This is a genomic window from Paraburkholderia agricolaris, assembly GCF_009455635.1.
GTDB classification, from domain to species: Bacteria; Pseudomonadota; Gammaproteobacteria; order Burkholderiales; family Burkholderiaceae; genus Paraburkholderia; species Paraburkholderia agricolaris.
The window spans coordinates 4,358,886-4,382,497 of the sequence record NZ_QPER01000001.1 but is presented as its reverse complement, the minus strand read 5'-3'; the positions used below and the strand labels follow the sequence as shown (position 1 = coordinate 4,382,497).

Annotated in this window: 24 protein-coding genes and 1 tRNA gene; 14 read left to right on the top strand and 11 right to left on the bottom strand. The window is 60.9% G+C overall.

Features of this window, described 5'->3' with window-relative positions; translation table 11 throughout:
* Positions 1 to 49: 49 nt before the first annotated feature.
* Entirely contained in the window at positions 50 to 1,270 is a 1,221-nt protein-coding gene (locus tag GH665_RS19240) for a Do family serine endopeptidase (protein WP_153137567.1), read from the bottom strand.
* Between the two features lie 19 nt (positions 1,271 to 1,289).
* Here GH665_RS19240 and GH665_RS19235 point away from each other — a divergent pair, with 19 nt between their 5' ends.
* From GH665_RS19235 to GH665_RS19200, 8 genes are all read left to right on the top strand, one after another.
* Positions 1,290 to 2,036 carry a Nif3-like dinuclear metal center hexameric protein gene (locus GH665_RS19235; RefSeq protein WP_153137564.1) on the top strand — a complete coding sequence of 249 codons (747 nt, stop codon included), beginning with the start codon at positions 1,290 to 1,292 and terminating at the stop codon, positions 2,034 to 2,036.
* A 222-nt stretch (positions 2,037 to 2,258) separates the two neighbouring features.
* The gene (gene petA, locus GH665_RS19230; protein WP_028199655.1) at positions 2,259 to 2,879 is read left to right on the top strand and encodes a ubiquinol-cytochrome c reductase iron-sulfur subunit; all 621 of its coding nucleotides are present in this window, start codon (positions 2,259 to 2,261) and stop codon (positions 2,877 to 2,879) included.
* A complete protein-coding gene (locus tag GH665_RS19225; protein ID WP_153137562.1) occupies positions 2,879 to 4,258 on the top strand; it encodes a cytochrome b in 1,380 nt (459 codons plus the stop codon). Before petA ends, GH665_RS19225 begins: the two co-directional genes overlap by 1 nt.
* A 23-nt stretch (positions 4,259 to 4,281) precedes the next feature.
* Entirely contained in the window at positions 4,282 to 5,037 is a 756-nt protein-coding gene (locus tag GH665_RS19220) for a cytochrome c1 (protein ID WP_106355257.1), read from the top strand.
* Positions 5,038 to 5,132: 95 nt separating this feature from the next.
* Positions 5,133 to 5,744 carry a glutathione S-transferase N-terminal domain-containing protein gene (locus tag GH665_RS19215; RefSeq protein WP_006052302.1) on the top strand — a complete coding sequence of 204 codons (612 nt, stop codon included), beginning with the start codon at positions 5,133 to 5,135 and terminating at the stop codon, positions 5,742 to 5,744.
* Positions 5,745 to 5,818: 74 nt separating this feature from the next.
* Positions 5,819 to 6,349 (top strand): ClpXP protease specificity-enhancing factor, encoded by a 531-nt coding sequence (locus GH665_RS19210; protein WP_153137560.1) that lies wholly within the window; start codon positions 5,819 to 5,821, stop codon positions 6,347 to 6,349.
* 19 nt (positions 6,350 to 6,368) lie between these two features.
* Positions 6,369 to 6,444, top strand: a tRNA-Thr gene (locus GH665_RS19205).
* A 426-nt stretch (positions 6,445 to 6,870) separates the two neighbouring features.
* Entirely contained in the window at positions 6,871 to 7,995 is a 1,125-nt protein-coding gene (locus GH665_RS19200; RefSeq protein ID WP_153137558.1) for a methyltransferase, read from the top strand.
* A gap of 85 nt (positions 7,996 to 8,080) precedes the next feature.
* Here GH665_RS19200 and GH665_RS19195 read toward each other — a convergent pair whose 3' ends face one another.
* Complete coding sequence (locus GH665_RS19195; protein ID WP_153137556.1) at positions 8,081 to 9,355, bottom strand: TIGR03862 family flavoprotein; 1,275 nt, start codon at positions 9,353 to 9,355, stop codon at positions 8,081 to 8,083.
* 385 nt (positions 9,356 to 9,740) lie between these two features.
* On the opposite strand from GH665_RS19195, the gene GH665_RS19190 reads away from it, so the two are divergent.
* Positions 9,741 to 9,950, top strand: coding sequence for a DUF1059 domain-containing protein (locus tag GH665_RS19190; protein ID WP_153137554.1), 210 nt, complete (start codon positions 9,741 to 9,743; stop codon positions 9,948 to 9,950).
* 91 nt (positions 9,951 to 10,041) lie between these two features.
* Here GH665_RS19190 and GH665_RS19185 read toward each other — a convergent pair whose 3' ends face one another.
* On the bottom strand, positions 10,042 to 10,362 hold the full coding sequence (locus tag GH665_RS19185; protein WP_028199662.1) for a type II toxin-antitoxin system HicA family toxin: 321 nt from the start codon (positions 10,360 to 10,362) through the stop codon (positions 10,042 to 10,044).
* A gap of 385 nt (positions 10,363 to 10,747) precedes the next feature.
* On the opposite strand from GH665_RS19185, the gene GH665_RS19180 reads away from it, so the two are divergent.
* Positions 10,748 to 11,590: a class I SAM-dependent methyltransferase gene (locus GH665_RS19180; protein WP_153137552.1), complete on the top strand. Its 843-nt coding sequence runs from the start codon at positions 10,748 to 10,750 to the stop codon at positions 11,588 to 11,590.
* A 52-nt stretch (positions 11,591 to 11,642) separates the two neighbouring features.
* On the opposite strand, the gene GH665_RS19175 is transcribed toward GH665_RS19180, so the two are convergent.
* Together GH665_RS19175 and GH665_RS19170 are read right to left on the bottom strand one after the other, a co-directional pair.
* Positions 11,643 to 12,197: a DUF1415 domain-containing protein gene (locus tag GH665_RS19175; RefSeq protein WP_153137550.1), complete on the bottom strand. Its 555-nt coding sequence runs from the start codon at positions 12,195 to 12,197 to the stop codon at positions 11,643 to 11,645.
* Between the two features lie 85 nt (positions 12,198 to 12,282).
* Positions 12,283 to 12,924 (bottom strand): TetR/AcrR family transcriptional regulator, encoded by a 642-nt coding sequence (locus GH665_RS19170; protein ID WP_153137548.1) that lies wholly within the window; start codon positions 12,922 to 12,924, stop codon positions 12,283 to 12,285.
* A gap of 154 nt (positions 12,925 to 13,078) precedes the next feature.
* Here GH665_RS19170 and GH665_RS19165 point away from each other — a divergent pair, with 154 nt between their 5' ends.
* Both GH665_RS19165 and GH665_RS19160 read left to right on the top strand, forming a co-directional pair.
* A complete protein-coding gene (locus GH665_RS19165; RefSeq protein ID WP_153137547.1) occupies positions 13,079 to 14,362 on the top strand; it encodes an MFS transporter in 1,284 nt (427 codons plus the stop codon).
* A 200-nt stretch (positions 14,363 to 14,562) separates the two neighbouring features.
* Positions 14,563 to 15,156 carry a nitroreductase family protein gene (locus GH665_RS19160; RefSeq protein WP_174771728.1) on the top strand — a complete coding sequence of 198 codons (594 nt, stop codon included), beginning with the start codon at positions 14,563 to 14,565 and terminating at the stop codon, positions 15,154 to 15,156.
* 168 nt (positions 15,157 to 15,324) lie between these two features.
* Here the strand turns inward: GH665_RS19160 and GH665_RS19155 are convergent, their stop codons facing one another.
* A complete protein-coding gene (locus GH665_RS19155; RefSeq protein WP_153137543.1) occupies positions 15,325 to 16,800 on the bottom strand; it encodes an MFS transporter in 1,476 nt (491 codons plus the stop codon).
* A gap of 190 nt (positions 16,801 to 16,990) precedes the next feature.
* Between GH665_RS19155 and GH665_RS19150 the strand changes: the two genes are divergently transcribed.
* Complete coding sequence (locus GH665_RS19150; protein WP_153137541.1) at positions 16,991 to 18,241, top strand: Hsp70 family protein; 1,251 nt, start codon at positions 16,991 to 16,993, stop codon at positions 18,239 to 18,241.
* A gap of 111 nt (positions 18,242 to 18,352) precedes the next feature.
* Here the strand turns inward: GH665_RS19150 and GH665_RS19145 are convergent, their stop codons facing one another.
* Positions 18,353 to 18,556, bottom strand: a complete 204-nt coding sequence (locus tag GH665_RS19145) for a cold-shock protein (protein WP_060858913.1) — start codon at positions 18,554 to 18,556, stop codon at positions 18,353 to 18,355.
* 528 nt (positions 18,557 to 19,084) lie between these two features.
* On the opposite strand from GH665_RS19145, the gene GH665_RS19140 reads away from it, so the two are divergent.
* The gene (locus GH665_RS19140) at positions 19,085 to 20,680 is read left to right on the top strand and encodes an APC family permease (RefSeq protein ID WP_153137539.1); all 1,596 of its coding nucleotides are present in this window, start codon (positions 19,085 to 19,087) and stop codon (positions 20,678 to 20,680) included.
* 115 nt (positions 20,681 to 20,795) lie between these two features.
* On the opposite strand, the gene GH665_RS19135 is transcribed toward GH665_RS19140, so the two are convergent.
* The 4 genes from GH665_RS19135 to prmC form a co-directional block, all read right to left on the bottom strand.
* Positions 20,796 to 21,581 (bottom strand): DODA-type extradiol aromatic ring-opening family dioxygenase, encoded by a 786-nt coding sequence (locus GH665_RS19135; protein WP_153137537.1) that lies wholly within the window; start codon positions 21,579 to 21,581, stop codon positions 20,796 to 20,798.
* Positions 21,582 to 21,694: 113 nt separating this feature from the next.
* Positions 21,695 to 22,291 (bottom strand): UbiX family flavin prenyltransferase, encoded by a 597-nt coding sequence (locus tag GH665_RS19130; protein WP_153137535.1) that lies wholly within the window; start codon positions 22,289 to 22,291, stop codon positions 21,695 to 21,697.
* Between the two features lie 49 nt (positions 22,292 to 22,340).
* A complete protein-coding gene (grxD, locus tag GH665_RS19125; RefSeq protein WP_012434475.1) occupies positions 22,341 to 22,652 on the bottom strand; it encodes a Grx4 family monothiol glutaredoxin in 312 nt (103 codons plus the stop codon).
* A gap of 114 nt (positions 22,653 to 22,766) precedes the next feature.
* The gene (prmC, locus tag GH665_RS19120; RefSeq protein ID WP_153137533.1) at positions 22,767 to 23,609 is read right to left on the bottom strand and encodes a peptide chain release factor N(5)-glutamine methyltransferase; all 843 of its coding nucleotides are present in this window, start codon (positions 23,607 to 23,609) and stop codon (positions 22,767 to 22,769) included.
* Between the last annotated feature and the right edge of the window lie 3 nt (positions 23,610 to 23,612).

The window sequence follows — 23,612 nt, the reverse complement described above, 5'->3', positions numbered from 1 at the left end:
TGCCCTTTTTGTTTTGCGGTGCCGCCAGTGGCCCGCTATCTATCTCTTCTCAACCGCCGTCGTCGTCCTGATCGCCGCCGCCATTGTCTTCTGCCGGTTGCTTCGGCGGTGGCGGGCGCTTGCCGATGGTCACGTCCAGATCCATCTCGTGGCTCTTGCGCACCAGGTGGACCTTTGCAGCCGTGCCCGGCTTGATCTGCGCGATTACATTCAGGAGGCGCGTGGTATCGGTAATCTCCTGGCCGTTCACGCTTACCAGGATGTCACCCGGCTTGATGCCCGCACGGTCGGCCGGTCCGTTCTTCAGCACGCCGGCGACAATTGCCCCCGATTTCTGTTCGAGCCCAAACGATTCGGCGATTTCCGGCGTCACGTCCTGCGGCTCTACGCCGATCCAGCCACGCGTAACCGAACCCGTCGTGATGATGCTCTCCAGCACGCTGCGCGCGGTCGAGACAGGAATCGCAAAGCCGATGCCGAGCGAGCCGCCCGAGCGCGAATAGATGGCGGTATTGATGCCGAGCAGATTGCCGTTCACGTCGACCAGCGCACCGCCGGAGTTGCCCGGGTTGATCGCCGCGTCGGTCTGAATGAAGTTTTCAAACGTGTTGATGCCGAGGTGATTGCGTCCGAGCGCGCTGACAATACCCATGGTCACCGTCTGGCCGACACCGAACGGATTGCCGATCGCCAGCACCACATCGCCCACGCGCGTCTGGTCCATGCGGCCGAGCGTGATGGTGGGCAGATTGGTCATGTTGACCTTCAGCACGGCCAGATCGGTCTCGGGGTCGACGCCGATCACCTTCGCCTCGGTGGTGCGACCATCGGCCAGGGCAATTTCGATCTGATCGGCGCCGTCTACGACGTGCTGGTTCGTTAGAATGTAACCTTCCGAACTCACTATCACACCCGAGCCGAGGTTCGACGCGGGTTGTTCCTGCTGCTTGCCTTTGTTCTTGTCACCAAAGAAGTAGCGGAACAATGGATCTTTCGCGCGCGGATCGGGCGGCAGTGAGCCATCCTTGCTGGAGAACACGTTGACCACCGCAGGCATGGCTTTTTGCGCGGCGTCTGCATACGACGCCTGTGCAGGGCCCGTGCCGATGCCTGGCGCCACTTCCCGAAGGGCGACGATCGGTTCGGCGAGTTGCTTGCCGAATTGCCCTTGACGCTGGAGCCACTGCGGTTTGAGAGTCGCAATGATGAACATCAGCGCCAACAGCACAGTCACCGCTTGGGCAAAGAACAGCCAAAAGCGTCTAAGCATCTGAAGACTAGAGGTTTATATGGATCGGATCGAACTTGAATTGTACTTGAACAATCTTCTTGAAACCGCGCGCTTCAAGGACTATTGCCCCAATGGATTGCAGGTGGAGGGGCGCCGAAGGATCAATAAGCTCGCGACCGGCGTGACGGCTTCGGTGGCCTTCCTCGAGGCCGCGCTCGACTGGGGCGCGGACGCGGTGCTGGTCCATCACGGCTACTTCTGGCGCAACGAGGCGCCGCAAATCACAGGGCGCAAACACGCGCGGCTGAAGCTGCTGATCGCCAACGACCTGAACCTGTTCGCCTATCACCTGCCGCTCGACGACCATCCCGAGTTCGGCAACAACGCGCAGATCGGCCAAAAGATGGGCTGGATCAGCGACGCGCGCTTCGGCGAGAACGATCTCGGCTGGCTCGCCACCTTCCCGATGCCGATCACGCTCGCGCACTTCACCGCGCAAGTCGAGCAGACGCTCGGGCGCACGCCGCTCGTGTTCGGCGACCCGGATCGCGAATTGCGCCGCGTCGGCTGGTGCACGGGTGCCGCACAAGGCATGTTCGACGCCGCCATCAATGCCGGCGCCGACGTTTATCTGACCGGTGAAGTGTCGGAATCGGTGATGCACACCTCCGCGGAAAGCGGCGTGGCGTTCCTCGCAGCCGGCCATCACGCCACCGAGCGTTTTGGCGTCCAGGCGGTGGGCAAGCATCTGTCCGAGCAGTTCGATATCGAACACGTGTTTATCGATATCCCTAATCCCGTCTGAAACTGAAAATTGGCATTAGATAAGAAAAAGGCACGAATAACGTAGAGGGTGCTTAAAAGGAGGTGCATAAAAGTTTGCGATCCGTACGGAGAAACCCTGACTTATCAAGGGCTTCGCACGGTTTTTGGCAATGGGGCCTTGTAAATGCCGACTCCATTCGCGCAAACTAGCGGCGGTAGAAGCGACGTGAAGGAAAAATCCAACTCAGAAGTGGGGCGTGTAATGCGAGACAAGGAAGATGAACGCGTCGACGGCGGCCGCCGTACCTGGCTGATAGCGACGACCGTAGCAGGTGGCATAGGAGGCGTTGCCACTGTCGTACCCTTTGTTAGTTCGTTTGCACCATCTGAAAAGGCCAAGGCGGCAGGCGCCCCGGTCGAAGTCGATATCAGTGATCTCAAGCCCGGCGACATGAAAACCGTTGCCTGGCGTGGCAAGCCGGTGTGGATCATCAACCGCACCGACCGGATGCTTACCGATGTCCAGAAAGCCGATAACGAAGTAGCGGATCCCCACACCAAGAATCCTTTTTCGATGCCGTTGCCGGAGTACTGCAACAACGAGTTCCGTTCGCGCACCGACCATAAGAATCTTTTCGTCGCTGTCGCCGTGTGCACCCATCTGGGCTGCACGCCGACGCCGCGCTTCCAGGAGGGGCCGCAGCCCAATCTTCCAGACGACTGGCCAGGCGGCTTCCTGTGCCCTTGCCACGGCTCGACCTATGACATGGCCGGCCGCGTCTTCAAGAACAAACCTGCGCCGCAGAACCTCGACATCCCGCCTTACATGTTCACGTCGGCTACCAGCCTCGTGATCGGCAAGGACGAGAAAGGAGAAGCGTAATGGCGATCGATCATGAAGTAGAGACAACCGGGCTGGTTGGCTGGATCGACCGGCGCTTCCCCATGACGTCCACATGGAAGAAGCACGTTTCCGAGTACTACGCGCCGAAGAACTTCAACTTCTGGTACTTCTTCGGTTCGCTCGCGTTGCTGGTGCTGGTCAATCAGATCGTCACCGGCATTTTCCTCACCATGAACTACAAGCCCGACTCGACGCTCGCATTCGCGTCGGTCGAGTACATCATGCGCGAGGTGCCGTGGGGCTGGCTGATCCGTTATATGCATTCCACGGGCGCGTCGATGTTCTTCGTCGTCGTGTATCTGCATATGTTCCGCGGGCTGCTGTACGGCTCATACCGCAAGCCGCGTGAGCTGGTGTGGGTGTTCGGCTGCGCGATCTTTCTGTGCCTGATGGCCGAGGCGTTTTTCGGCTACCTGCTGCCGTGGGGCCAGATGTCGTTCTGGGGCGCGCAGGTGATCGTGAACCTGTTCTCGGCGATTCCGTTCATCGGGCCGGATTTGTCGCTGTGGATCCGCGGTGATTACGTCGTGTCGGACGTGACGCTGAACCGCTTCTTCGCGTTTCACGTGATCGCGATTCCGCTGGTGCTGATCGGTCTCGTGGTCGCTCACCTGGTGGCGTTGCACGAAGTGGGGTCGAACAACCCCGACGGCATCGAGATCAAGGCGAAGAAGGGCGCGGACGGGATTCCGCTCGACGGCATTCCGTTCCATCCGTACTACTCCGTGCACGACTTCATGGGCGTCTCGGTGTTCCTGATGATCTTCGCGGCGATCATTTTCTTTGCGCCGGAGATGGGCGGGTATTTCCTTGAAGCCAATAACTTCATCCCTGCCAATCCGCTGCAAACGCCGCAGGAAATTGCGCCGGTGTGGTACTTCACGGCATTCTATGCGATGCTGCGCGCCACCACCGATCCGTTCAAGATCGTGCTGATGATCATCGTCGCGTTGCTCGGGCTGTTTGCACTGGTGCGCGCGCGTGGCAAGTGGAAGCTCGGTTTGCCGGTGCTCGCGGTACTGGTGGTGCTGGCCATGGCTTTCACCGAATCGAAGTTCTGGGGTGTGGTGGTGATGGGCGGCGCGGTGATCTCGCTGTTCTTCCTGCCATGGCTCGACCGCTCACCGGTGAAGTCGATCCGCTACCGGCCGTTTTTCCACAAGGTGTTCTACGGGATCTTCGTGCTCGCTTTCCTGACGTTGGGCTTCCTCGGCACTAAACCGCCGTCGCCAGCCTCGACGTTGATTGCTCAGGTGTGCGCGCTGATCTACTTCGCGTTTTTCCTCGGCATGCCAGTCTGGACGCGGCTTGGCACGTTCAAGCAGCCACCCGAGCGGGTGCGGTTCAAGCCCCACTAATCGCGAGCCAGGAGAACACGAAGATGAAAAAACTGCTTTCGACGTGCGCGCTGATCGGCGCGACACTGCTCGCGGTGCTGGCCGGGCCGGCGCACGCGGACGAGAATTTCCCGCTCGACCGCGCGCCCGATAACGCGGAGAATTTTGCTTCGTTGCAGCACGGCGCACAATTGTTTGTAAACTACTGCCTGAATTGTCACAGCGCGAATCTGATGCGCTACAGCCGGCTGACCGACCTCGGCATTACGCCGAACGAAATCCAGTCGAACCTGCTGTTCACCACGGATAAAATCGGCAACACCATGACGGTGGCGATGCGCCCGGAGGACGCGAAAGCGTGGTTCGGCGCGAGCCCGCCGGATTTGTCGGTGGAAGCGCGGGCGCGTGGCAAGGACTGGCTATATACGTATTTGCGCAGTTTTTATCGTGACAATACGCGGCCGACCGGCTGGAACAATCTGGTGTATGAAAACGTGAGCATGCCTCACGTGTTGTGGCAACTTCAGGGGCAACGTACCGCGAAGTTCGGTGACGAAGTCGACGAAAAAACCGGCGAGACAGTGCACAAATTTGTCGGCTACCAACAGGTCACGCCGGGGACGATGTCGCCGGTAGATTATGATTCTGCTGTGGCCGACCTCGTGTCGTACCTGTCATGGATGTCCGAACCGACTCAGAAAACCCGCAAGCAGCTTGGCGTGTGGGTGCTGATGTTCCTCGGCGTCCTGAGCTTTTTTGCCTGGCGACTGAACGCCGCGTACTGGAAAGATATCAAATAATCACGCCGTTATCCGGCGTGGGGCCGGCGCCAGGAAAGACCTGTTGAACGGTTTTTCCGCGCGCTGGCCTTTCAGCTTTTTGAGGAAACGTAAATATGATGGTTCTGTATTCCGGCACAACTTGCCCGTTCTCCCAGCGCTGCCGGCTGGTGTTGTTCGAAAAGGGCATGGACTTCGAGATCCGCGACGTCGACCTGTTTAACAAGCCGGAAGACATCGCTGTGATGAATCCGTATGGTCAGGTGCCGATTCTCGTGGAACGGGACCTGATTCTGTACGAATCGAACATCATCAACGAGTACATCGACGAGCGTTTTCCGCATCCGCAACTGATGCCGGCCGATCCGGTTCAGCGCGCTCGCGCCCGTCTGTTCCTGCTCAATTTCGAGAAGGAACTGTTTGTTCACGTCGGCACCCTCGAAAACGAAAAGGGTAAGGCGGCTGAGAAGAATCACGAAAAGGCGCGTCTTGCCATCCGCGATCGTCTGACACAACTCGCACCGATCTTCCTGAAGAACAAGTACATGCTCGGCGAAGAGTTCTCGATGCTGGACGTCGCGATCGCGCCGTTGCTGTGGCGTCTGGATCACTATGGCATCGAGTTGTCGAAGAACGCTGCACCGCTGATGAAGTACGCCGAGCGCATTTTCAGCCGCCCGGCCTATATCGAAGCGCTGACGCCTTCGGAAAAGGTGATGCGTCGTTGAGTTTGGCTTTGGGGTGAGGGCGCCGCGTCTCGATCGTTTTCCGTGTGCGCCCAAACCCGGTAAGAGGACTGTTGATGCAAGAGATTTCCACCAAACCGTATCTGCTGCGCGCGCTGTACGAGTGGTGCACGGATAACGGCTATACGCCGCATATCGCGGTCCGGGTCGACAATCAGACGCGCGTGCCGCGTCAGTTTGTGCGTGACAACGAGATCGTGTTGAACATCAGCTTCGAGGCGACCAGCCAGTTGCAGATGGGCAACGAATGGATCGAGTTCAGCGCGCGCTTCTCCGGCAAGTCGCACAAGATCGAAGTGCCGATCACGAATATTCTTGCGATCTACGCACGCGAAAATGGCCAGGGCATGGCGTTCCCGGTCGAATCGGCAGGCGGCGAAGCGCAGGATTCCGGCGCCGATGCGGAACTGGCGGACGAACCCGAATCGCCGGCTGCGCCCGTCAACGCGGGGCCGCGCGCGGTTGAAACGTCGACCTCTGCCGCCGATGCCGATGCCGCGAGGACGGATGGCGCGACCGGCGATCCGCAGCCTGACGATGACGGCTCGAAAGGTGGCGGAAGGGCTCGCCTCAAGATCGTGAAATGAAGTAGAATCACGGCCTCATGCCGGCTTAGCTCATCAGGTAGAGCGCTTGACTTGTAATCATGAGGTGGCGGGTTCGAGTCCTGCAGCCGGCACCAGTAGCATGGAAACGGGTTTCTGAAGAATTTCAGAAACCCGTTTTTTATTTGGGGCTTAATCAGGCAAGCGGAATGGACTTGCGCCCGGCGGCCCTTGCCGCACGGGGCAGGAGAGGTGAAGGCCCGCCGATTCCGGATGTTGGGTGAGGCCGGAAAAGGGCTCATTTTCACCATATCTCATTCACCTTGTCGATTGTGGACATTTCAGTCTACGACGGTCTCGTTATTTGCTCTTAGACCAAGCCAGACGGGCGTGGCATCAACCTCTTCCGGGCGACCGCCAACAGATACCGTCCCGCGAACCCGGTCGAGAGAGGTACTATTCGGGCGTCAGTCGGCATCACGATCAGTCACTCTGGCGGGCAACGCCCCCCGAGACGCGAGATTTCACCGCGTCACTTCCGCAACACAGACCCCACCTTCATCATGACCAGCCCCGCAACCATCTCCTGGCCCGAAGCCGACGGCCCCCGCTCCGCGCGTTGGCGCTCCGAAGCCGCGGTGCCACCGCCCAGGCGCGTCGTCGTCGCGGACGACCGCACGACCGCCGACTCGGCCTATCGGCTCGCGTGCGAAGGCACGGCGTTGCTGTGGAACGGCGACTTTCAGAACGCCCGCCAACTGCTGCAGGCGGTCACGCGCCGGCTGGAACGCAAACCGCGCAAGCAGGGCGAAACGCCGATCGACGCGTTCAACCTGCATCGTCAGGCACAGTCGCAACGTGCCCGCACGCTCGGCATGATTCTGATCCCGCTCGACGCCGCTTACGGCATTCCGCTGCGCCGCGCGCCTGAAGTGCAGCAGGCCTGCATCGAAACCTACGGGCCCTCGAGCGACGAACCCTCGGTCGTGTCGCTGCGCGAATTGCTCGGCCTGATCGGTGCGCATGAATGGCGCAAGAAGGGTGTCGAAATCCCGGCGCTCGGCGAGCGCATTCATCCGCACTACGGCGTGTTTTCGCCGGTGCGCGGTGAGTATGTGGATCTGGTTGCGCGCACACCGTTGCCGTCGCTGAACAAGGCATTCGATATCGGCACTGGCACGGGCGTACTGGCCGCGCTGCTCGCCAAACGCGGGGTGAAGAAAATCGTTGCGACCGATCAGGACCCGCGAGCGCTTGCGTGCGCGCGCGAGAACCTCACGCGGCTTGGCTACGATCAGCAAGTGGAGATCGTGCAGGCCGATCTGTTTCCGGAAGGCCGCGCACCGCTGGTGGTCTGCAATCCGCCGTGGGTGCCGGCGCGACCCGCATCGCCGATTGAATACGCAATCTACGATGCGGAAAGCCGCATGTTGCTCGGCTTTCTGAACGGCTTGGCGGAGCACTTGTCGCCGGGTGGGGAAGGCTGGCTGATCATGTCGGATTTCGCCGAGCATCTCGGTTTGCGTACTCGCGAGTGGCTGCTTGCCGCGATCGAAACGGCCGGCCTGACTGTGGTCGGTCGCGAGGATATTCGTCCGCGGCACCCGAAGTCGACCGACGAAACCGACGCGCTGCACACGGCGCGTGTGGCTGAAGTGACGTCGCTCTGGCGTCTGAAGGCACGCTAAACGACGGCGCCTGACATGCTGAAGCGCGCTCGAGCGCGATCACACACGCAGCAATAGGGCGCCGTTGAAACGCCGCGTGGGCGTGTCAGACCGATACGCCGCGCGCCGCGAGATACGCTAATGCGCCGCGTCCGGCCACAAGCCCGCTGGCGAAGCAGGCGGTGAGCAGATAACCGCCGGTCGGCGCTTCCCAGTCGAGCATTTCACCTGCGCAAAACGCGCCGGGCAGACGCTCGATCATCAGATGCTTGTCTAGCGCTTCAAATGAAACACCGCCGGCTGTGCTGATCGCTTCCGCGATAGGCCGGGCGCGAATGAGCCGGATCGGAAGCGCCTTGATCGCATGCGCGAGGCCATGTGCATCGGCGAACGCTTCCTTCGACAGAATCTCGTGCAGCAAGGCCAGTTTTACGCCACTTATACCGATTCTGCCGTGCAGGTGAGTGGACATGGAACGCGAGCCGCGCGGTCGCGTGACTTCGGCCACAACACGCTCCAACGTCAAGCCTGGCGCCAGATCCAGCGAAATCGTGACATCGCCGTCGGCGAGAATTCGCTCCCGGATAATGGCCGACAGCGCATAAATCAGACTCCCTTCGAGGCCGGTTTCGGTCAGAAGTATTTCACCTTGTCGATTGTGGACTTTATTGTCTACGTCGGTGAGTGTGATGGCCACGGATTTCACTGGCTGACCGGCGAAACGTTCGCGCAGATAGGGGCTCCAGTCCGCATCGAAGCCGCAGTTCGCCGGCTGTAATGGCGCCACCGGCACCTCGCGCGTGCTCAGTAGCGGCACCCAGGCGGCGTCCGATCCGAGCCGCGGCCAGCTTGCGCCGCCGAGCGCGAACACCACGGCGTCATAGCTCGCGTGTTGCTCACCGTCGGGCGTGGCGAAGCGAAGGGTGTGGGCGGCGGCGTTGTCACCGCCATCGCCGTCCCAGCCGGTCCACTTGTGGCGCATATGGAAGCGCACGCCGGCTTCCCGCAAGCGATGCAACCACGCACGCAACATCGGCGCCGCTTTCATGTCGGTTGGAAAAACCCGTCCCGAACTGCCGACGAACGTCTCGATGCCAAGTCCATGCAGCCATGCCCGCAAAGCGTCGGGACCGAACGCGTCGAGCAGCGGCGCGATCTGTTCACGACGCGCGCCGTAGCGGCCAAGAAACGGTGCGAGTGGCTCCGAATGCGTGATATTCATGCCGCCTTTGCCCGCCATCAGGAATTTGCGGCCAACCGACGGCATCGCGTCGTAGACGTCGACCTGCACGCCGTGCAGGGCAAGCGCCTCAGCGGCCATCAAGCCGGCGGGGCCGCCGCCGATCACGGCAACGCGGGCGGAATCGAGGGAGGATGACATGCGGTCCTGCGGATGAGCGGAAGGTCGGCGCACCGGTTGATCCGTTCTGGCGATCGGGCGGCGCGAAGGGCGCTATTTTCACACCGTGGGCAGCGCAGGGCAAACGGGAGCCTCGGTGCCGGATCAGGCGGCCGAAAAAACCTGGGTTCGGGCTGTTTCGACTCTGCCCGGTCTGTGGTCACTGCTTTTCAATCCCCACACGCGAACTATACTTTTCAAACACCTTCCATCGGACGCAGTCCGCGTCGTCTCCGCGTCAACCTATCCCGCCATTTCCATTGCGCCCGACGTTGCCCACGCTGCCGTGTTGCCACTGAGGACGTGGAGGCGGCTTGCGCGCCTGCTGCTCGTTGGGGTGTTTCGTCGTTTGATCAAGGAGATTGCCATGACTCGCAAATATATCGACTGTCGCGAGTTTCCGAGCGAAATGAATTGCACGGTTGCCCTGTCCGCCGACAGCGAGAGCGAACTGCTCGACGCGGCCGTGCAGCATGCCGTCACGGTGCACAAACATGCGGACTCGCCGGAACTGCGCTCGCAACTCAAGACGCTATTTCATGACGGCACGCCGCCAGTCGAGGCCCCGCGTGCGTAATGCACCGTCCCGCGCGCCGCGGGCCGCACGCGCGTGATCAGTTCGAGCGGCGCCGAGCCGCTCGCGCTGAGCCTGACTTTGTGCGGGCGTCCTAGCCGGGGTAAGCCTCGTCCACCTTCAGGCCGGCCAGTTTGAAAATGACCCGCAGCGTTTGCGGTTTGATGTCGCGACGCGAAGCGAGCGTCGTCATCACGAAGTCGAGCACTTTCGCGTACTTGAGCATCGTCAGGCACGTTTCCATGTCGACGCTGCCGTCGCGCATGATTTCGGCCAGTCGCAGCATTTCGGTGGAAATATCGCGTGCCATTTCCAGTTCGAGCTGCTGCTTTTCCGACCACGCGGGCGCGGCGGTGAGCTTCGCCAGCATTTCCTGAAATTTCTGTTCGACGTTTCCGTTGGGTACCGTGTCCATTGCTGCCTCTTCTATTTTCCAGGCGCGCGTCCGTTTGATATCGCGGCGCGCTGCTGGTTACGTAACGTTCGGCCCGTGTTCCGGGACCGTCCTCCCCACATGCATTCGGTTCGCGTGATCGACGCCACGGCCGGCAGCCTCTTGTTATGCGCGACACGGCTTACGCCATCGGGTGAGCCGGCCCGCAAGATGCTTTCAAGCCACGTTGGAAACGTCCCGCGTAGTGCGTTTTACGCACGAAGTGTTCCAGGTTTGTGGCGTTTCTTGCGTAATCGACACGGCTCTCCAGGTGAGCGGCCCGCGCTTTGGGTAAACTGGCAGCAACTTTTCCTTTTTTCCGTCATCTGTCGCACGTTCGCGTTGCAATTGATGCCGGTCTTCCACGATGTCCAGCAAAACCCACGAAATCCGTCCGAACCAATCCGTCGAGTTGCTCAAGGAGCTTCATATCCTGACGCGCGACGGCAAGATGAACCAGGACAGCCGCCGCAAGCTGAAACAGGTCTATCACCTGTTCCAGTTCATCGAGCCGCTGCTGAAAGACCTCAAGGATCAGCAAGGCGCGGTGACGCTCGTCGACCACGGCGCGGGCAAGTCATATCTAGGTTTTATCCTGTATGACCTTTTCTTCAAGGAGTTTCAGGATGCCGCGGGTGGTGCGTCGCACATTTACGGCATTGAGACGCGCGAGGAACTCGTGACGAAATCCGAGGAACTGGCGGCCCGGCTGGGCTTCAAGGGGATGTCGTTTCTGAATTTGTCGGTGGCGGAGTCGATTACGTCGGAGCGTTTGCCGGCGCAAATCGATATCGTGACGGCGCTGCATGCATGCAATACCGCGACCGACGACGCGCTCCGCTTTGCGCTGGAAAAGCGCGCGAAATACATCGTGGTGGTGCCGTGTTGCCAGGCCGAAGTGGCGGGCGTTTTACGGCAGAACAAGGGTAAATCGCTGGGCAATGCCTTGACCGAGATCTGGCGGCATCCGTTGCATACCCGGGAATTTGGCAGTCAGATTACTAACGTATTGCGCTGCTTGCAGCTCGAAGCGCACGGTTATCAGGTGAGCGTGACCGAGTTGGTCGGGTGGGAGCATTCCATGAAGAATGAACTGATTATTGCCCAGTTCAAGGATCTGCCGAGGCGCCGGCCGGCCGAGCGGCTCAATGAAGTAATGGAAACGCTCGGGATCGAAGAGCTGAAAGAAAGGTTTTTTGTCGCCGCCTGATCTGTTTTGCGGCGCTGGTCTGGCGGTGGCCGTTCCGTAGCCGCCGCGCGAACTACATTTTCATCAGATTATTCCAGCCTTTAAGACCGATTCGCCGAAGCGTCTCCTGATTCCGTTCATAAATCGCTTCCGGATCGGGAAACGCCTGCACTGCGCGTTCAATGCTGTCCTCGCGAAGCAGGTGAAAAATCGGATAAGGCGCCCGATTCGTATAATTCTCAATATCGTCGGGCTCACTCCCTTCAAATTGATAATGCGGGTGAAAGCTCGCAATCTGGATAATGCCTTCCAGCCGAAGTTGCTTGATCATTCTTTCGGCAAAGAACAGGCAGTCGTTATAGTCGAGAAAATCGCCGAGCGCCCGCGGTAAAACCAGTAGCGTGGTATCCACCGTTTCAGGGCTCGCCGCGACCAGCGTCTGAATCTCGGCTTCGAGATCGGTTAAAACGCCTTCCATATTCTCAGCGTTGCTCACGGCATAGCGAATCTGGCCTTTCACGTGCACGGCTTTGGCAAAAGGACACAGATTGAGCCCGATCACAGCCTCTGTCAGCCAATGACGAGTGGCGGCGATAACGGCGTCATGAGATTCGGCAGGCGGCGACATGGCAAGCAACGAAAGGGGAAACCACCATTCTAACGGCGTGGAACGGTGCCTATCCGCGCGTTGCCGCAATAGAACGGCAAAAACCTTAACGCGCCGGCGACCCGCCGCACGCCGCGGCGATCAACTGCGCCGCCACCTTCGGGGCGGCAAGAATCGGCCCGCAGCCCGGGCCGTAGGTCTGGCTGGCCGCGTACACGCCTTCGATCATCAAACCCAGCCCGTTGGCCAACGCCACAGGATCGTCAGCGCCTGCTTCGGTGCTTAGCTCCAGAAGCCGCGCCATCAACCGCTCCTTGTTGCGAAACACGAATTGCCGCGCCGGATGCGCCGTGTCAGGAAACTCCACCGAGACATTCACAAAAGGACAGCCGCGGTACTCGTCGATCGATGCACGCACCGCCAGGTCGTCGAAATATTGCTGAAGCTGCTTCGCCGGCTCACCGGGATGCTTCGCAAAACTCTTTTCCACGTAGCCGAAAAACTGCTCATCCTTGCGCTCAAGATACGCGAGCACCAGGTCGTCCTTCGACGAAAACTGGCGGTACAGACTCATCTTGTTCACGCCCGCGCGCTCCACCACCGCGTCGACGCCGACCGTGCGCACTCCCTCGCGATAAAACAACTCGTCCGCAGCGCGCAATAGATGCTGCTGCGCTTCCGGGCCGGCCGTCTGCGTGCCGCGTGCTCGCCGTGCGCTGGCCGGCTTGGAGGTTTCACTGTCGGACATGGCATACCACCTGAATTGAATTGACGCCTTGACATGTTACCGACCAGTAACTAATATCGCAACACTCATTGTGACTGATCTGTCACAAGTCCTTTACCTAAGTCGTAACAATGCGAGCGGCGCGGCCTGCGGGCAAGCGCCGATTGGAGAACCGATGAACTGGGCAGCGAGACTGATTGGCGGACGTTTCCACTACGGCTGGTTGACCGTGGCGGTGGTGTTTCTGGTGTTGCTGGCGGCCGCGGGCACCCGCGCTACACCGAGCGTAATGATGGTGCCGCTGGAGCACCAATTCGGCTGGAGCCGCGCGACGATTTCGCTCGCGATCTCCGTGAATATTGCTCTCTATGGCCTGATGGGGCCGTTCGCGGCTGCGGCGATGCAGCGCTTCGGTGTGCGTCCCACATTGCTGATCGCGCTCGGCACGATGGCGGCGGGCGTGGCGTTGTCGTCGCTGATGACGCATCCGTGGCAGATGATCCTGATCTGGGGCGTGATGGTCGGCGGCTCGACCGGGGTGGCGGCGCTGTCCTTGTCGGCGACGGTGGTGACGCGCTGGTTCACTACGCATCGTGGTCTCGTAATGGGGATTCTCACCGCGAGTTCGGCGACCGGCCAACTGGTGTTCCTGCCGATGCTGGCGGCCATCGCCGAGCATTACGGGTGGCGTCAGGTGGTGTGGGTGGTGGCGGGCGCTGCGGCGGTCGTCTTGCCGCTGGTCGCGTTTCTGTTGCCGGAGCGGCCCGCTGATATGAAGCTGCGCCCATTTGGCGAACCGGCCGACGCGCCGATCTCCGCCACGGTGACAAAGCAGAATCCGCTGGCAATCGCCTTCGGCACACTCGCGATGGCGAGCAAGACGCGCGATTTCTGGCTGCTGTTCTTCAGCTTCTTTATCTGCGGCGCGAGCACCAATGGTTACGTCGGCACTCACCTGATCGCAATGTGCGGCGACTACGGCATGAGCGAAGTGCAGGGCGCATCCTTGCTCGCTGCCATGGGCATCTTCGATCTGTTCGGCACGACGCTGTCGGGCTGGCTATCGGATCGCTTCAATAGCCGCGTGTTGCTGTTCTGGTACTACGGTTTGCGCGGTTTGTCGCTGATGTACCTGCCGCACGCGTTCGGCATCGATTTCTTCGGCTTGCCGCTGTTCGCGGTGTTCTACGGGCTCGACTGGATCGCGACCGTGCCGCCCACCGTGCGTCTCGCGACCGATGTCTTCGGCAAGGAATCGGCGCCGGTCGTATTCGGCTGGGTGGTCGCCGGTCACCAACTGGGCGCGGCCTTCGCGGCGCTCGGCGCGGGCATGCTGCGCGCGAGCCTCGGCACGTACACGGTCGCATCGATGATTTCTGGCGGATTGTGCCTGGTGGCCGCCGTGATCGTGCTGCGGATCAACCGGCCGGCCAAGGTGCCGGAGCCGCAAGCGGTATGAAACTGCGCCCGCGCGTCTCTCGCGTATTTTAAAAAACGCGAACCCGCGCAAACGGCCTCTCTCTTATGAGGCCGTTTGCCATTGCAGCCGATCTGAAAAACTAACTGTGCACTTGTTGGAGCACGAGCGGCTCAGCCCGGTTATGCTATGAACCCCCGGGCAGCCGCCCGTCGATCATGAATTTCGACCGAGAGAAGCGCATGACCAACAAACCCGCCCCTACCGCAGTTGCCATTCACGAGTTGATTGCAGGTCGCTGGAGCCCGCGCGCGTATTCGAGCGAGCCGGTGAGCCGCGAGCATCTGCAGTCGGTGCTCGAAGCGGCACGCTGGGCGCCGTCTTCGTATAACGCACAACCGTGGCGTTTTCTCGTATTCGACCGCAGCGTCGATGAAGTCTCGTTCAAGCAGGCCTTTGCTACGCTGGTGCCGTTCAATCAGGGCTGGAATGCACCGGCGCCGGTGCTGATCGCGGTGACCACGCACACGCTCACCAACAAGGGCGAAGCGAATCGCTGCGCAGCGTACGACGCGGGTGCCGCGGCAATGGCACTGGTGTTGCAGGCACATGCGCTTGGCCTCGCCGCGCATCAGATGAGCGGCTTCGATCCGAACGCGTTCCGCACGGCATTCAAATTGCCGACCGACGTCGACGTGATCGCGATCATTTCGCTCGGCCACTACGGCGACGTCGACAAGCTCGACCCGGTGCTGCGCGAGCGCGAAAAATCGGTGCGTCAGCGTTTGCCGCTTGCCGAGATCGCTTATGGCGGTGCCTGGAAGAAGGCGTTCTGAACGTCCGGCAGCTTTGATGGTGATAAAGACGCGCAGCACTGGCTGCGCGTTTTTTTCGTTCTGCATTTACTGCCATGCATTGAGGCGCATGGTCCCGTTCGTGTCCGCTGCGACGTGTCAGGGCACCTGGTCTGGTCCGTGCCTTTGCGACGTCTTAAAGCGCGTGCTTCATTCCGCGTCGTCCACGACGCTCGAAAGCGGCGCCGCCACGCTCTCGAGCGATTTGCGCTCCGCATCCACGCCCCAGACCGCGGCGATCACCGCAGCGGCGAGCATCAGCCCTGAGCCGACCAGATAGCCCGAAAACACTTCGCTGCGCTGATGCGTGTCGATCAGCCGGCCGAAGAACGCCGGGCCGATGATGCCGCCCAGCGCCGTGCCGAACGCGTAGAACACTGCGATCGCCAGCGCGCGGATTTCCAGCGGAAACGATTCGCTGACAGTCAGATACGCCGAGCTCGCCGCTGCCGAGGCGAAGAAGAAAACTACCATCCACGCGATGGTCTGGGTCGTGACGGTGAGCATCTGCTGCTCGAACAGATAACCGCTTACCGTCAGCAGGATGCCGGACAGTGCGTAAGTCGCAGCAATCATTTTGCGTCGCCCGATTACGTCGAAGAGCCGGCCGAGCACTAGTGGCCCAAGGAAGTTGCCGAGCGCGAACGGCAACAGATACCAGCCGATATGGTCGCCCGGCACGCCGTAGAAATCGGTCAGTACCAGTGCGTAGGTAAAAAAGATCGCGTTGTAGAAGAACGCCTGCGCGGTCATCAACGAGAGGCCGACTAGCGCGCGTCGGCGGTGCACATTGAACAGTGTGTGAAACACCTCGCGCAGCGGCGTATGTCCGCGCGCTCGCAGCTTGAGGCGTGTGAGGTCATCGTCGGCAAGCGTGTGGCCTTCGTCGCGAAAACGCATTTCGATGCCCTCGACGATCGAGCGCGCATCGCGTTCATCGCCGTGCGTGAGCAACCAGCGCGGACTTTCAGGCACCCAGATGCGCATCGGCAAAATCGCCAGCGCCAGCACCGCGCCGATGAAGAAGCAGGCGCGCCAGCCCCAGTCGCCCGGCAGCAGGTTCGGATCGAGCAGGATCAATGAGCCTGCCGCGCCGAGTCCCGCGCCGACCCAGAAGGTGCCGTTGATGCCGAGATCCGTCCAGCCGCGCACCCGCGCCGGTGTGAACTCCTGAATGGTCGAATTGATCGCCGTGTATTCGCCGCCGATGCCCGCGCCGGTGAGAAAGCGAAACAGCAGGAAACTGGCGAGATTCCACGACAAAGCGGTCGCCGCGGTGGCCGCCAGATAGAGCGCGAGCGTGATGAAAAACAGCTTGCGACGGCCGAGCCGGTCCGTCAGCCAGCCGAAGCCGAGTGCGCCGAGCACGGCGCCGGCAATGTAAGCGCTGCCGGCCAGACCCACGTCGGCGTTGGTAAAGCGCAACGACGGACTGGACTTCAACGCGCTCGCCACCGCACCGGCCAGCGTGACTTCGAGACCGTCCAGCAGCCACGTTACGCCCAGCGCGACAACGATCAGCGAATGAAAGCGTCCCCACGGCAAGCGGTCGAGCCGCGAGGGCAGGTCCGTTTCAATGACGGTGGCGTTTTTCTCGTGCACAACGGCGGTAGGCGGCGCGCTCATTGCTGCAAGTCTCCTGATTACTGAAATTTGGCGGCGTATCCTGTCGAATTGAGCAATTTTTGTTCCGTCGAGCGGACTTTGCGGCTTGTTGCGGAGGTACCGGAAAGCGTCAGTTGATGCTGATTGGCCTTTCGTGTTACAAAGCCGCTCCCCTTTCTGTCCGCGCCAGCCGTGAGCGGCGATTCCTGCCATGAACTATTGCGCGATTGACTTCGGTACTTCCAATTCGGCCGTAGCCGTCCCTGACGGCGCTGCGCTTAAGCTTGCGCCGGTCGAGGGCGCCTATACGACGCTGCCGACCGCCGTCTTTTTCAACACCGACGAAAACACCCGCGAGTTCGGGCGTGCGGCGTTGGCGGAGTACATCGACGGTTTTGACGGCCGTTTGATGCGCTCGATGAAAAGTATTCTCGGCTCGCCGCTTGCCGAGAATTCGACCGATCTCGGCGATGGTTCGGCGATCAAGTACACGGACATCATCGCGATTTTCGTCGACCATCTGAAGCGCTCAGCCGAGAAGAGCGTGGGTGGCCCGATCAGCCGCGCCGTGCTGGGGCGCCCGGTGTTCTTCGTCGACGACGATCCGCGTGCCGACCAGATGGCGCAGCAGCAGCTCGAAGCGGCGGCGCGTTCAGTCGGTTTGCGGGAGATTCACTTTCAGTATGAGCCGATCGCAGCCGCGTTCGACTACGAATCGCATCTGACGGAAGAGGGGCTCGTGCTGGTGGCCGACATCGGCGGCGGTACGTCGGACTTTTCGCTGGTGCGGGTGGGGCCGGAGCGGGTGAAGCGCGTGGAGCGTAAAGACGACGTGCTGGCCCATCACGGTGTGCACGTTGCGGGCACCGATTTCGACCGCCGTGTCGAACTGGTGACGATCTTGCGCGAACTCGGCTATCAGACGCTCGACCCCGAAGGCCGTGAGATTCCGAACCGCATCTATTTCGATCTGGCCACCTGGCACCTGATCAACACGGTCTACGCCCCGAAGCGCGTCAGCGAACTCGCGCTCATGCGGCATCTGTTCCTCCAGACCAAACATCACGACCGCCTGATGCGTGTCGTGGAGCGCCGTTTGGGCCATGCACTGGCGGCTCACGCGGAAGAGGCGAAGATCGGCGTGGCGGCGGGCGGCGAGACCGTGATCGACCTCGACGCAGTGGAAGACGACCTGCGCCTCGCATTCGACGAGACGCAACTCATCAAGGCCGGGCAGGACGAGACGCAGCGCATCGTGCAGGCGGCGCGCGACACGGTGCAGGCGGCCGGGGTCGCCCCGCGCGACGTCAACGCGATTTACTTCACGGGGGGCTCGACTGGTTTGGCATTTCTATCGGGCGCATTGGCGGCGGCATTTCCAGATGCCAAAGCAGTATTCGGCGACCGTCTCGCCAGTGTCGCGACAGGTCTCGGTATTCACGCGCGGCGTGTGTTTGGATAAACAGACATACCAATCGCATACTGCGAAGATAATCACCGTATGCAGTTACGGCGAATATAAAAAAACCCCGCCAAGGCGGGGTTTTTTGCGTCCAGAAGGAAGCGTGCCTGCTTACGCCGGCTTGATGTTAGCAGCTTGCTTGCCCTTCGGGCCCGTCTTCACTTCAAACGTAACCTTTTGGTTTTCTTGCAGCGTCTTGAAGCCTTCCGTGCGGATTTCCGAGAAATGCGCGAACAGATCTTCGCCGCCGCCGTCCGGCGTGATGAAGCCAAAGCCCTTTGCGTCATTGAACCACTTGACGGTACCGGTTTCCATATTACTTGTTCCTAAAGATGGTAAATAAGGCCGAAGCCCAATGGGTGCGCATGAAAATCAAGGAAGGGGGTAATGGGACCAACCGGAGTACCGTTGATGGGCGAACTACGAAAGACCAATTCACTCGCCGCTTGAAATCCTGCCCGAACGTTATACGGCGATTTCAGGCGAAGGTCAACACTCTGGTCCCAACTTTACAAGATTTTGATGGATTGGCGTAGAAATTGCTTACAAAGCTTGCTGTTGGCCCGAAAATTTTGCCAGGGAGAACCCTTGGTTTCGCCGCAACGGCGGGGTGCAACCGTTAAACTACGCGCCGCGCGTCGGTTGCACCTGATTAGAATGAACCGGCGCGTATGCATGCGCGTCACCCGTTCCCAGCGTCACAAGCGATGTCACGCGGTGCCGACATGCGGCAAACTTGCATAGGGCTGGAGTAAGTGCTAAAGCATTAACTCCGGCCGACACACGGTGTATGGGACCGGAGTAAGTGCTACAGCGCCAGCTCCGGTCGACACAGGAGAAGATGTGAAAAGTTCTATACAACGGAACATCGGCCCGGTCGCGCTGCTGCTGACCGGCCTGGGTTCGATCATCGGATCGGGCTGGCTGTTCGGCGCGTGGAAGGCTGCAAAAATTGCCGGGCCGGCTGCCATTTGTGCATGGGTGATCGGTGCGGTGGTGATTCTCGCGATTGCCTTGACCTATGCCGAACTCGGCGCGATGTTCCCGGAGTCGGGCGGCATGGTGCGTTACGCCCGCTATTCGCACGGCGCCCTGGTCGGTTTCATCAGCGCATGGGCCAACTGGATCGCCATTGTCTCGGTGATCCCAATCGAGGCGGAAGCGTCCATTCAATATATGAGCACGTGGCCGTATCCATGGGCGCACGCGCTATTCGTGAACGGGTCATTAACCACCAATGGATTATTGCTATCCGCCGCATTGGTGATCGTTTACTTCCTGCTGAACTACTGGGGCGTCAAGCTGTTCGCGCGCGCCAATTCGGCAATCACGGTCTTCAAGTTCCTGATTCCGGGCGCGACGATCGCGGGTCTCATGCTGACGGGCTTCCACAAGGAAAACTTCGGCGAAGTGAGCACCTTCGCGCCGTATGGCTGGTCGTCTGTGCTGACCGCAGTGGCGACGAGCGGCATCGTCTTCGCGTTCAACGGTTTCCAGAGCCCGATCAACCTTGCCGGTGAAGCGCGCAATCCGGCCAAGAGCGTGCCGTTTGCGGTGATCGGTTCGATCCTGCTGGCGCTGGTGATCTATGTGCTGCTGCAGATCGCGTATATCGGCGCGGTGAGCCCGAGCGAAGTGATGAAGGGCTGGAGCCACTTCAACTTCGCGTCGCCGTTCGCTGAACTGGCGATTGCGCTGAACCTGAACTGGCTGGCGATCCTGCTGTACGTCGACGCGTTCGTCAGCCCAAGCGGTACTGGCACGACCTACATGGCGACCACCACCCGCATGATCTACGCGATGGAACGCAACAACACGATGCCGAAGATGTTCGGTAACGTGCACCCGTTCTACGGCGTGCCGCGTCAGGCGATGTGGTTCAACCTGCTGGTGTCGTTCATTTTCCTGTTCTTCTTCCGCGGCTGGAGCTCGCTGGCGGCGGTGATCTCGGTCGCGACCGTGATCTCGTACCTGACCGGCCCGATTAGCCTGATGGCGTTGCGCCGCGCGGCGACGGACCTGGAGCGCCCACTGCACATTCCGGGCATGAAGATCATTGCGCCGTTCGCTTTCGTGTGCGCGTCGCTGATCCTGTACTGGGCGAAGTGGCCGCTGACCGGCGAAATCATTCTGCTGATGATCGTCGCGCTGCCGGTGTACTTCTACTTCCAGGCGAAGTCGGGTTTCAGCGGCTGGGGGCGTGATCTGAAGGCCGCCTGGTGGCTGGTGGCCTACCTGCCGGTGATGGCGATCCTGTCGCTGATCGGCAGCAAGGAGTTCGGTGGCCGTGGCGTTCTGCCGTATGGCTGGGACATGCTGGTGGTGATCGCGTTTTCGCTGGTGTTCTACTACTGGGGCGTGCATAGCGGCTATCGCTCGGATTACCTCGAAGAGCGTCAGACGCACGACGAAGTGCTCGAAGGCATGGGCGCGCATTAAATTGCCGTGTTGAGTTTTGCGCCGGGCCGCTCTGGTCCGGCGCAGTATGAAAAAAGCCCGCCTGAGTTGTCAGGCGGGCTTTTTGTTTGTGGCGCTTTGTTGCGTTTGCGGTGTATCAGGCGGTGCCGAACACGTAATTCGTCATGGCGAGCGAGCGCTGATAGGTACCGAGCGACTGGATTGCCAGCGAATAATCATCATCCGCCGCGCCTAGCGCTGCGAATACCGGCAGCAGGTGTTCGTCGGTCGGATGCATCAGCACCGCGTGCGGTGCCTGACGACGATAGTCGAGCAACGCGTCGATGTCATGCGCGGCGAGCCGGGCCTCGAACCAGCCGGTGAATTCGGCCACGCGTGGATCGGCGTCTTCCGGGCGCGCGGAAAAATCCGCTGCGCGCAGGTTGTGCGTGATCTGGCCCGAGCCGATCACCATCACACCATCGTCTTTCAGCGAGCGCAGCGCGCGGCCCACACGGAAGTGATGGGCAGCGTCCATGTGAGGCTGGATCGACAACTGCGCGACCGGCAGGTCGGCTTCGGGGAACATCAGCAGCATCGGCACCCACGCGCCGTGGTCGAGTCCATGCGGCTGGGCGGCGGTGAGAATGCCGTGTTCGCCTAGCAGCGCGGCGGCTCGGCGCGCGACATCGGGCGCACCTGGAGCCGGATATTGAATCTCGTACAACTGACGCGGGAAGCCGTAGAAATCGTGAATGGTTTCCGGCGCCGTGGACGTGCTCGCCACCGGCTGCGCCGTGCCCCAGTGAGCCGACAGCATCAGCACGGCTTCAGGACGCGGCAGTTGCGCCGAGAGCTCACCGAATTCGGCAGACGGCAGGGACGGATCGATCGGCAGCGTGGGCGCGCCGTGAGAAAGGAAAAGCGACGGTAAGCGATTCATGGCAGCAACGTCGCCGCGGGAGCGCGGCGCGGAAGTGGGGTTGCTATCAATATAGGTTCGCACCGATGTTTTATAAACGGGCGCAAATGGAATTGATTGTGTCGCGGGTGTTGTTAATCTGTCTCGCGCAGGCCCTGCCAGGCCAAGGACATGGCGGGTCCCAGCGCGAACAGATCCAGCACGCGCGCCACCGTGTGATCGATCATTTCGTCGATCGTTGCAGGCTGATTATAAAAAGCGGGCAGGGGTGGGAAGATCACGCCGCCCATTTCGGTGACCGCCGTCATGTTGCGCAGATGCGCAAGATTGAACGGCGTTTCGCGCACCAGAAGGACGAGCCGGCGGCGCTCTTTGAGCGTGACGTCGGCGGCGCGGGTAATCAGATTGTCGGAAAAGCCGTGTGCGACGCTCGCCAGCGTCTTCATCGAGCAGGGGGCGACCACCATGCCGTCGGTGGCGAACGAGCCGGATGCAATGCTCGCGCCCACGTCACGCACCGAGTGGACGACATCCGCGAGCGGATGCACGTCTTCTTTGCTCAACTGGAGTTCGTGCTGGATATTGAGCCAGCCCGCGCCCGAAATCAGCAGATGGCTCTCGACGCCGCCAAGCTTGCGCAACGTCTCGAGCAACCGGATGCCGTAGATGGCGCCGGTCGCGCCGGTGATCGCGACGATCAGCCGGCGTGGCGCCGCAGCACGTGTTTCCATGGCTCGCGGCGCCTTATCGATGGACAACGAACGTTCGGGCAGCGGCCGTTCAGGCCGCAGCGAACAGTTGTTGCAGTTCGCCCGATTCGTACATTTCCATCATGATGTCCGAGCCGCCGACGAACTCGCCCTTCACATAGAGCTGCGGAATGGTCGGCCAGTTCGAGAACTGCTTGATGCCCTGGCGGACTTCGTCGTCTTCAAGCACGTTGACGGTCTTGATTTCGCCGACGCCACACGCCTTCAGAATCTGGATGGCGCGGCCGGAAAAGCCGCACATCGGGAACTGGGCGGTGCCCTTCATGAAGAGCACGACGTTATTTTCGTCGACGATTTGCTTGATGCGTTGTTGCGTATCCATGACTGACCTTGCGGTTCCGTTATGTGTAGGGAATAGGCTGAAATGATAGCGGATTTCGGTAAGACCGGCCGGGAGACGCTTGGCCGCCTTGGGAATCAAGGCGGACAAGCGGACTTAATTGGGCCATCGGCCGCCGCTGATCCGCTCGATGCCGGCAAGATCCTGCTCCGAGCGGACTTGCGCAAAACCTTGCGCGCTCAGCAGACCGCGTACGGCTTGCGCCTGATCGTAGCCGTGTTCGATCCACAATACGCCGTTGGCGGCCAACCGTGTGGGCGCGCCAGCGATGATCTTGCGGATCGCACTGAGTCCATCGGCTTCGTCGGTGAGCGCAGCGCGCGGCTCGAAACGTAGATCGCCTTGCGACAGATGTGGGTCGCCGCTCGCGATATACGGCGGATTACTGACGATCACGTCGAAGTGCAAAGTTGTGTCGAGCGAACCGTACCAGTCGCTTTGCAATAAGGTCACGGCGCCGCCAAGGCGTCCGCCATCCAGCAGACGCGCGGCGTTGCGGGTGGCCACCGCCAGCGCTTCAGCGGAACGGTCCAGCGCCCAGACCCGCGCGTCGGGACGCATCGACGCAATGGCTACGGCAATCGCGCCGGTGCCGGTGCCCAGATCGAGTACGCGTGACCGCGAGGTGTTTCCCAGCGCCGCCAACGCCGTTTCGACCAGCAACTCGGTTTCGGGACGCGGAATCAGGACGTCCGGTGTCACGTCGAAATCAAGCCCAAAGAATTCGCGCGCGCCGACCAGTTGCGCCACCGGCTCGCCAGCCGCGCGCCGCGCTTCCAGCGCCCGATATCGTTCAACGACCGGGCTGTCGAGCGCTTCTTCGCTGCGCGTGATTAATTGCGTGTGCCGCCAGCCGAGCACGTGCGTGAGCAGAATCCGCGCTTCGAGCGGCGGCAGCGGCGAGGCGCGCAACAGCGCAGTGGGCGTGACCGGATCCATCCG

What these genes read in the sequence shown, in the direction of transcription:
- grxD (WP_012434475.1), bottom strand. Translation starts at nt 22,652, where the DNA reads ATGGATACGCAACAACGCATCAAGCAAATCGTCGACGAAAATAACGTC.
- GH665_RS19210 (WP_153137560.1), top strand. Translation starts at nt 5,819, where the DNA reads ATGCAAGAGATTTCCACCAAACCGTATCTGCTGCGCGCGCTGTACGAG.
- GH665_RS19145 (WP_060858913.1), bottom strand. Translation starts at nt 18,556, where the DNA reads ATGGAAACCGGTACCGTCAAGTGGTTCAATGACGCAAAGGGCTTTGGC.
- GH665_RS19190 (WP_153137554.1), top strand. Translation starts at nt 9,741, where the DNA reads ATGACTCGCAAATATATCGACTGTCGCGAGTTTCCGAGCGAAATGAAT.
- GH665_RS19150 (WP_153137541.1), top strand. Translation starts at nt 16,991, where the DNA reads ATGAACTATTGCGCGATTGACTTCGGTACTTCCAATTCGGCCGTAGCC.
- petA (WP_028199655.1), top strand. Translation starts at nt 2,259, where the DNA reads ATGCGAGACAAGGAAGATGAACGCGTCGACGGCGGCCGCCGTACCTGG.
- GH665_RS19155 (WP_153137543.1), bottom strand. Translation starts at nt 16,800, where the DNA reads ATGAGCGCGCCGCCTACCGCCGTTGTGCACGAGAAAAACGCCACCGTC.
- GH665_RS19130 (WP_153137535.1), bottom strand. Translation starts at nt 22,291, where the DNA reads ATGGAAACACGTGCTGCGGCGCCACGCCGGCTGATCGTCGCGATCACC.
- GH665_RS19135 (WP_153137537.1), bottom strand. Translation starts at nt 21,581, where the DNA reads ATGAATCGCTTACCGTCGCTTTTCCTTTCTCACGGCGCGCCCACGCTG.
- GH665_RS19195 (WP_153137556.1), bottom strand. Translation starts at nt 9,355, where the DNA reads ATGTCATCCTCCCTCGATTCCGCCCGCGTTGCCGTGATCGGCGGCGGC.
- GH665_RS19235 (WP_153137564.1), top strand. Translation starts at nt 1,290, where the DNA reads ATGGATCGGATCGAACTTGAATTGTACTTGAACAATCTTCTTGAAACC.
- GH665_RS19185 (WP_028199662.1), bottom strand. Translation starts at nt 10,362, where the DNA reads ATGGACACGGTACCCAACGGAAACGTCGAACAGAAATTTCAGGAAATG.
- GH665_RS19215 (WP_006052302.1), top strand. Translation starts at nt 5,133, where the DNA reads ATGATGGTTCTGTATTCCGGCACAACTTGCCCGTTCTCCCAGCGCTGC.
- GH665_RS19180 (WP_153137552.1), top strand. Translation starts at nt 10,748, where the DNA reads ATGTCCAGCAAAACCCACGAAATCCGTCCGAACCAATCCGTCGAGTTG.
- GH665_RS19160 (WP_174771728.1), top strand. Translation starts at nt 14,563, where the DNA reads ATGACCAACAAACCCGCCCCTACCGCAGTTGCCATTCACGAGTTGATT.
- GH665_RS19170 (WP_153137548.1), bottom strand. Translation starts at nt 12,924, where the DNA reads ATGTCCGACAGTGAAACCTCCAAGCCGGCCAGCGCACGGCGAGCACGC.
- GH665_RS19240 (WP_153137567.1), bottom strand. Translation starts at nt 1,270, where the DNA reads ATGCTTAGACGCTTTTGGCTGTTCTTTGCCCAAGCGGTGACTGTGCTG.
- GH665_RS19220 (WP_106355257.1), top strand. Translation starts at nt 4,282, where the DNA reads ATGAAAAAACTGCTTTCGACGTGCGCGCTGATCGGCGCGACACTGCTC.
- GH665_RS19225 (WP_153137562.1), top strand. Translation starts at nt 2,879, where the DNA reads ATGGCGATCGATCATGAAGTAGAGACAACCGGGCTGGTTGGCTGGATC.
- GH665_RS19200 (WP_153137558.1), top strand. Translation starts at nt 6,871, where the DNA reads ATGACCAGCCCCGCAACCATCTCCTGGCCCGAAGCCGACGGCCCCCGC.
- GH665_RS19175 (WP_153137550.1), bottom strand. Translation starts at nt 12,197, where the DNA reads ATGTCGCCGCCTGCCGAATCTCATGACGCCGTTATCGCCGCCACTCGT.
- prmC (WP_153137533.1), bottom strand. Translation starts at nt 23,609, where the DNA reads ATGGATCCGGTCACGCCCACTGCGCTGTTGCGCGCCTCGCCGCTGCCG.
- GH665_RS19165 (WP_153137547.1), top strand. Translation starts at nt 13,079, where the DNA reads ATGAACTGGGCAGCGAGACTGATTGGCGGACGTTTCCACTACGGCTGG.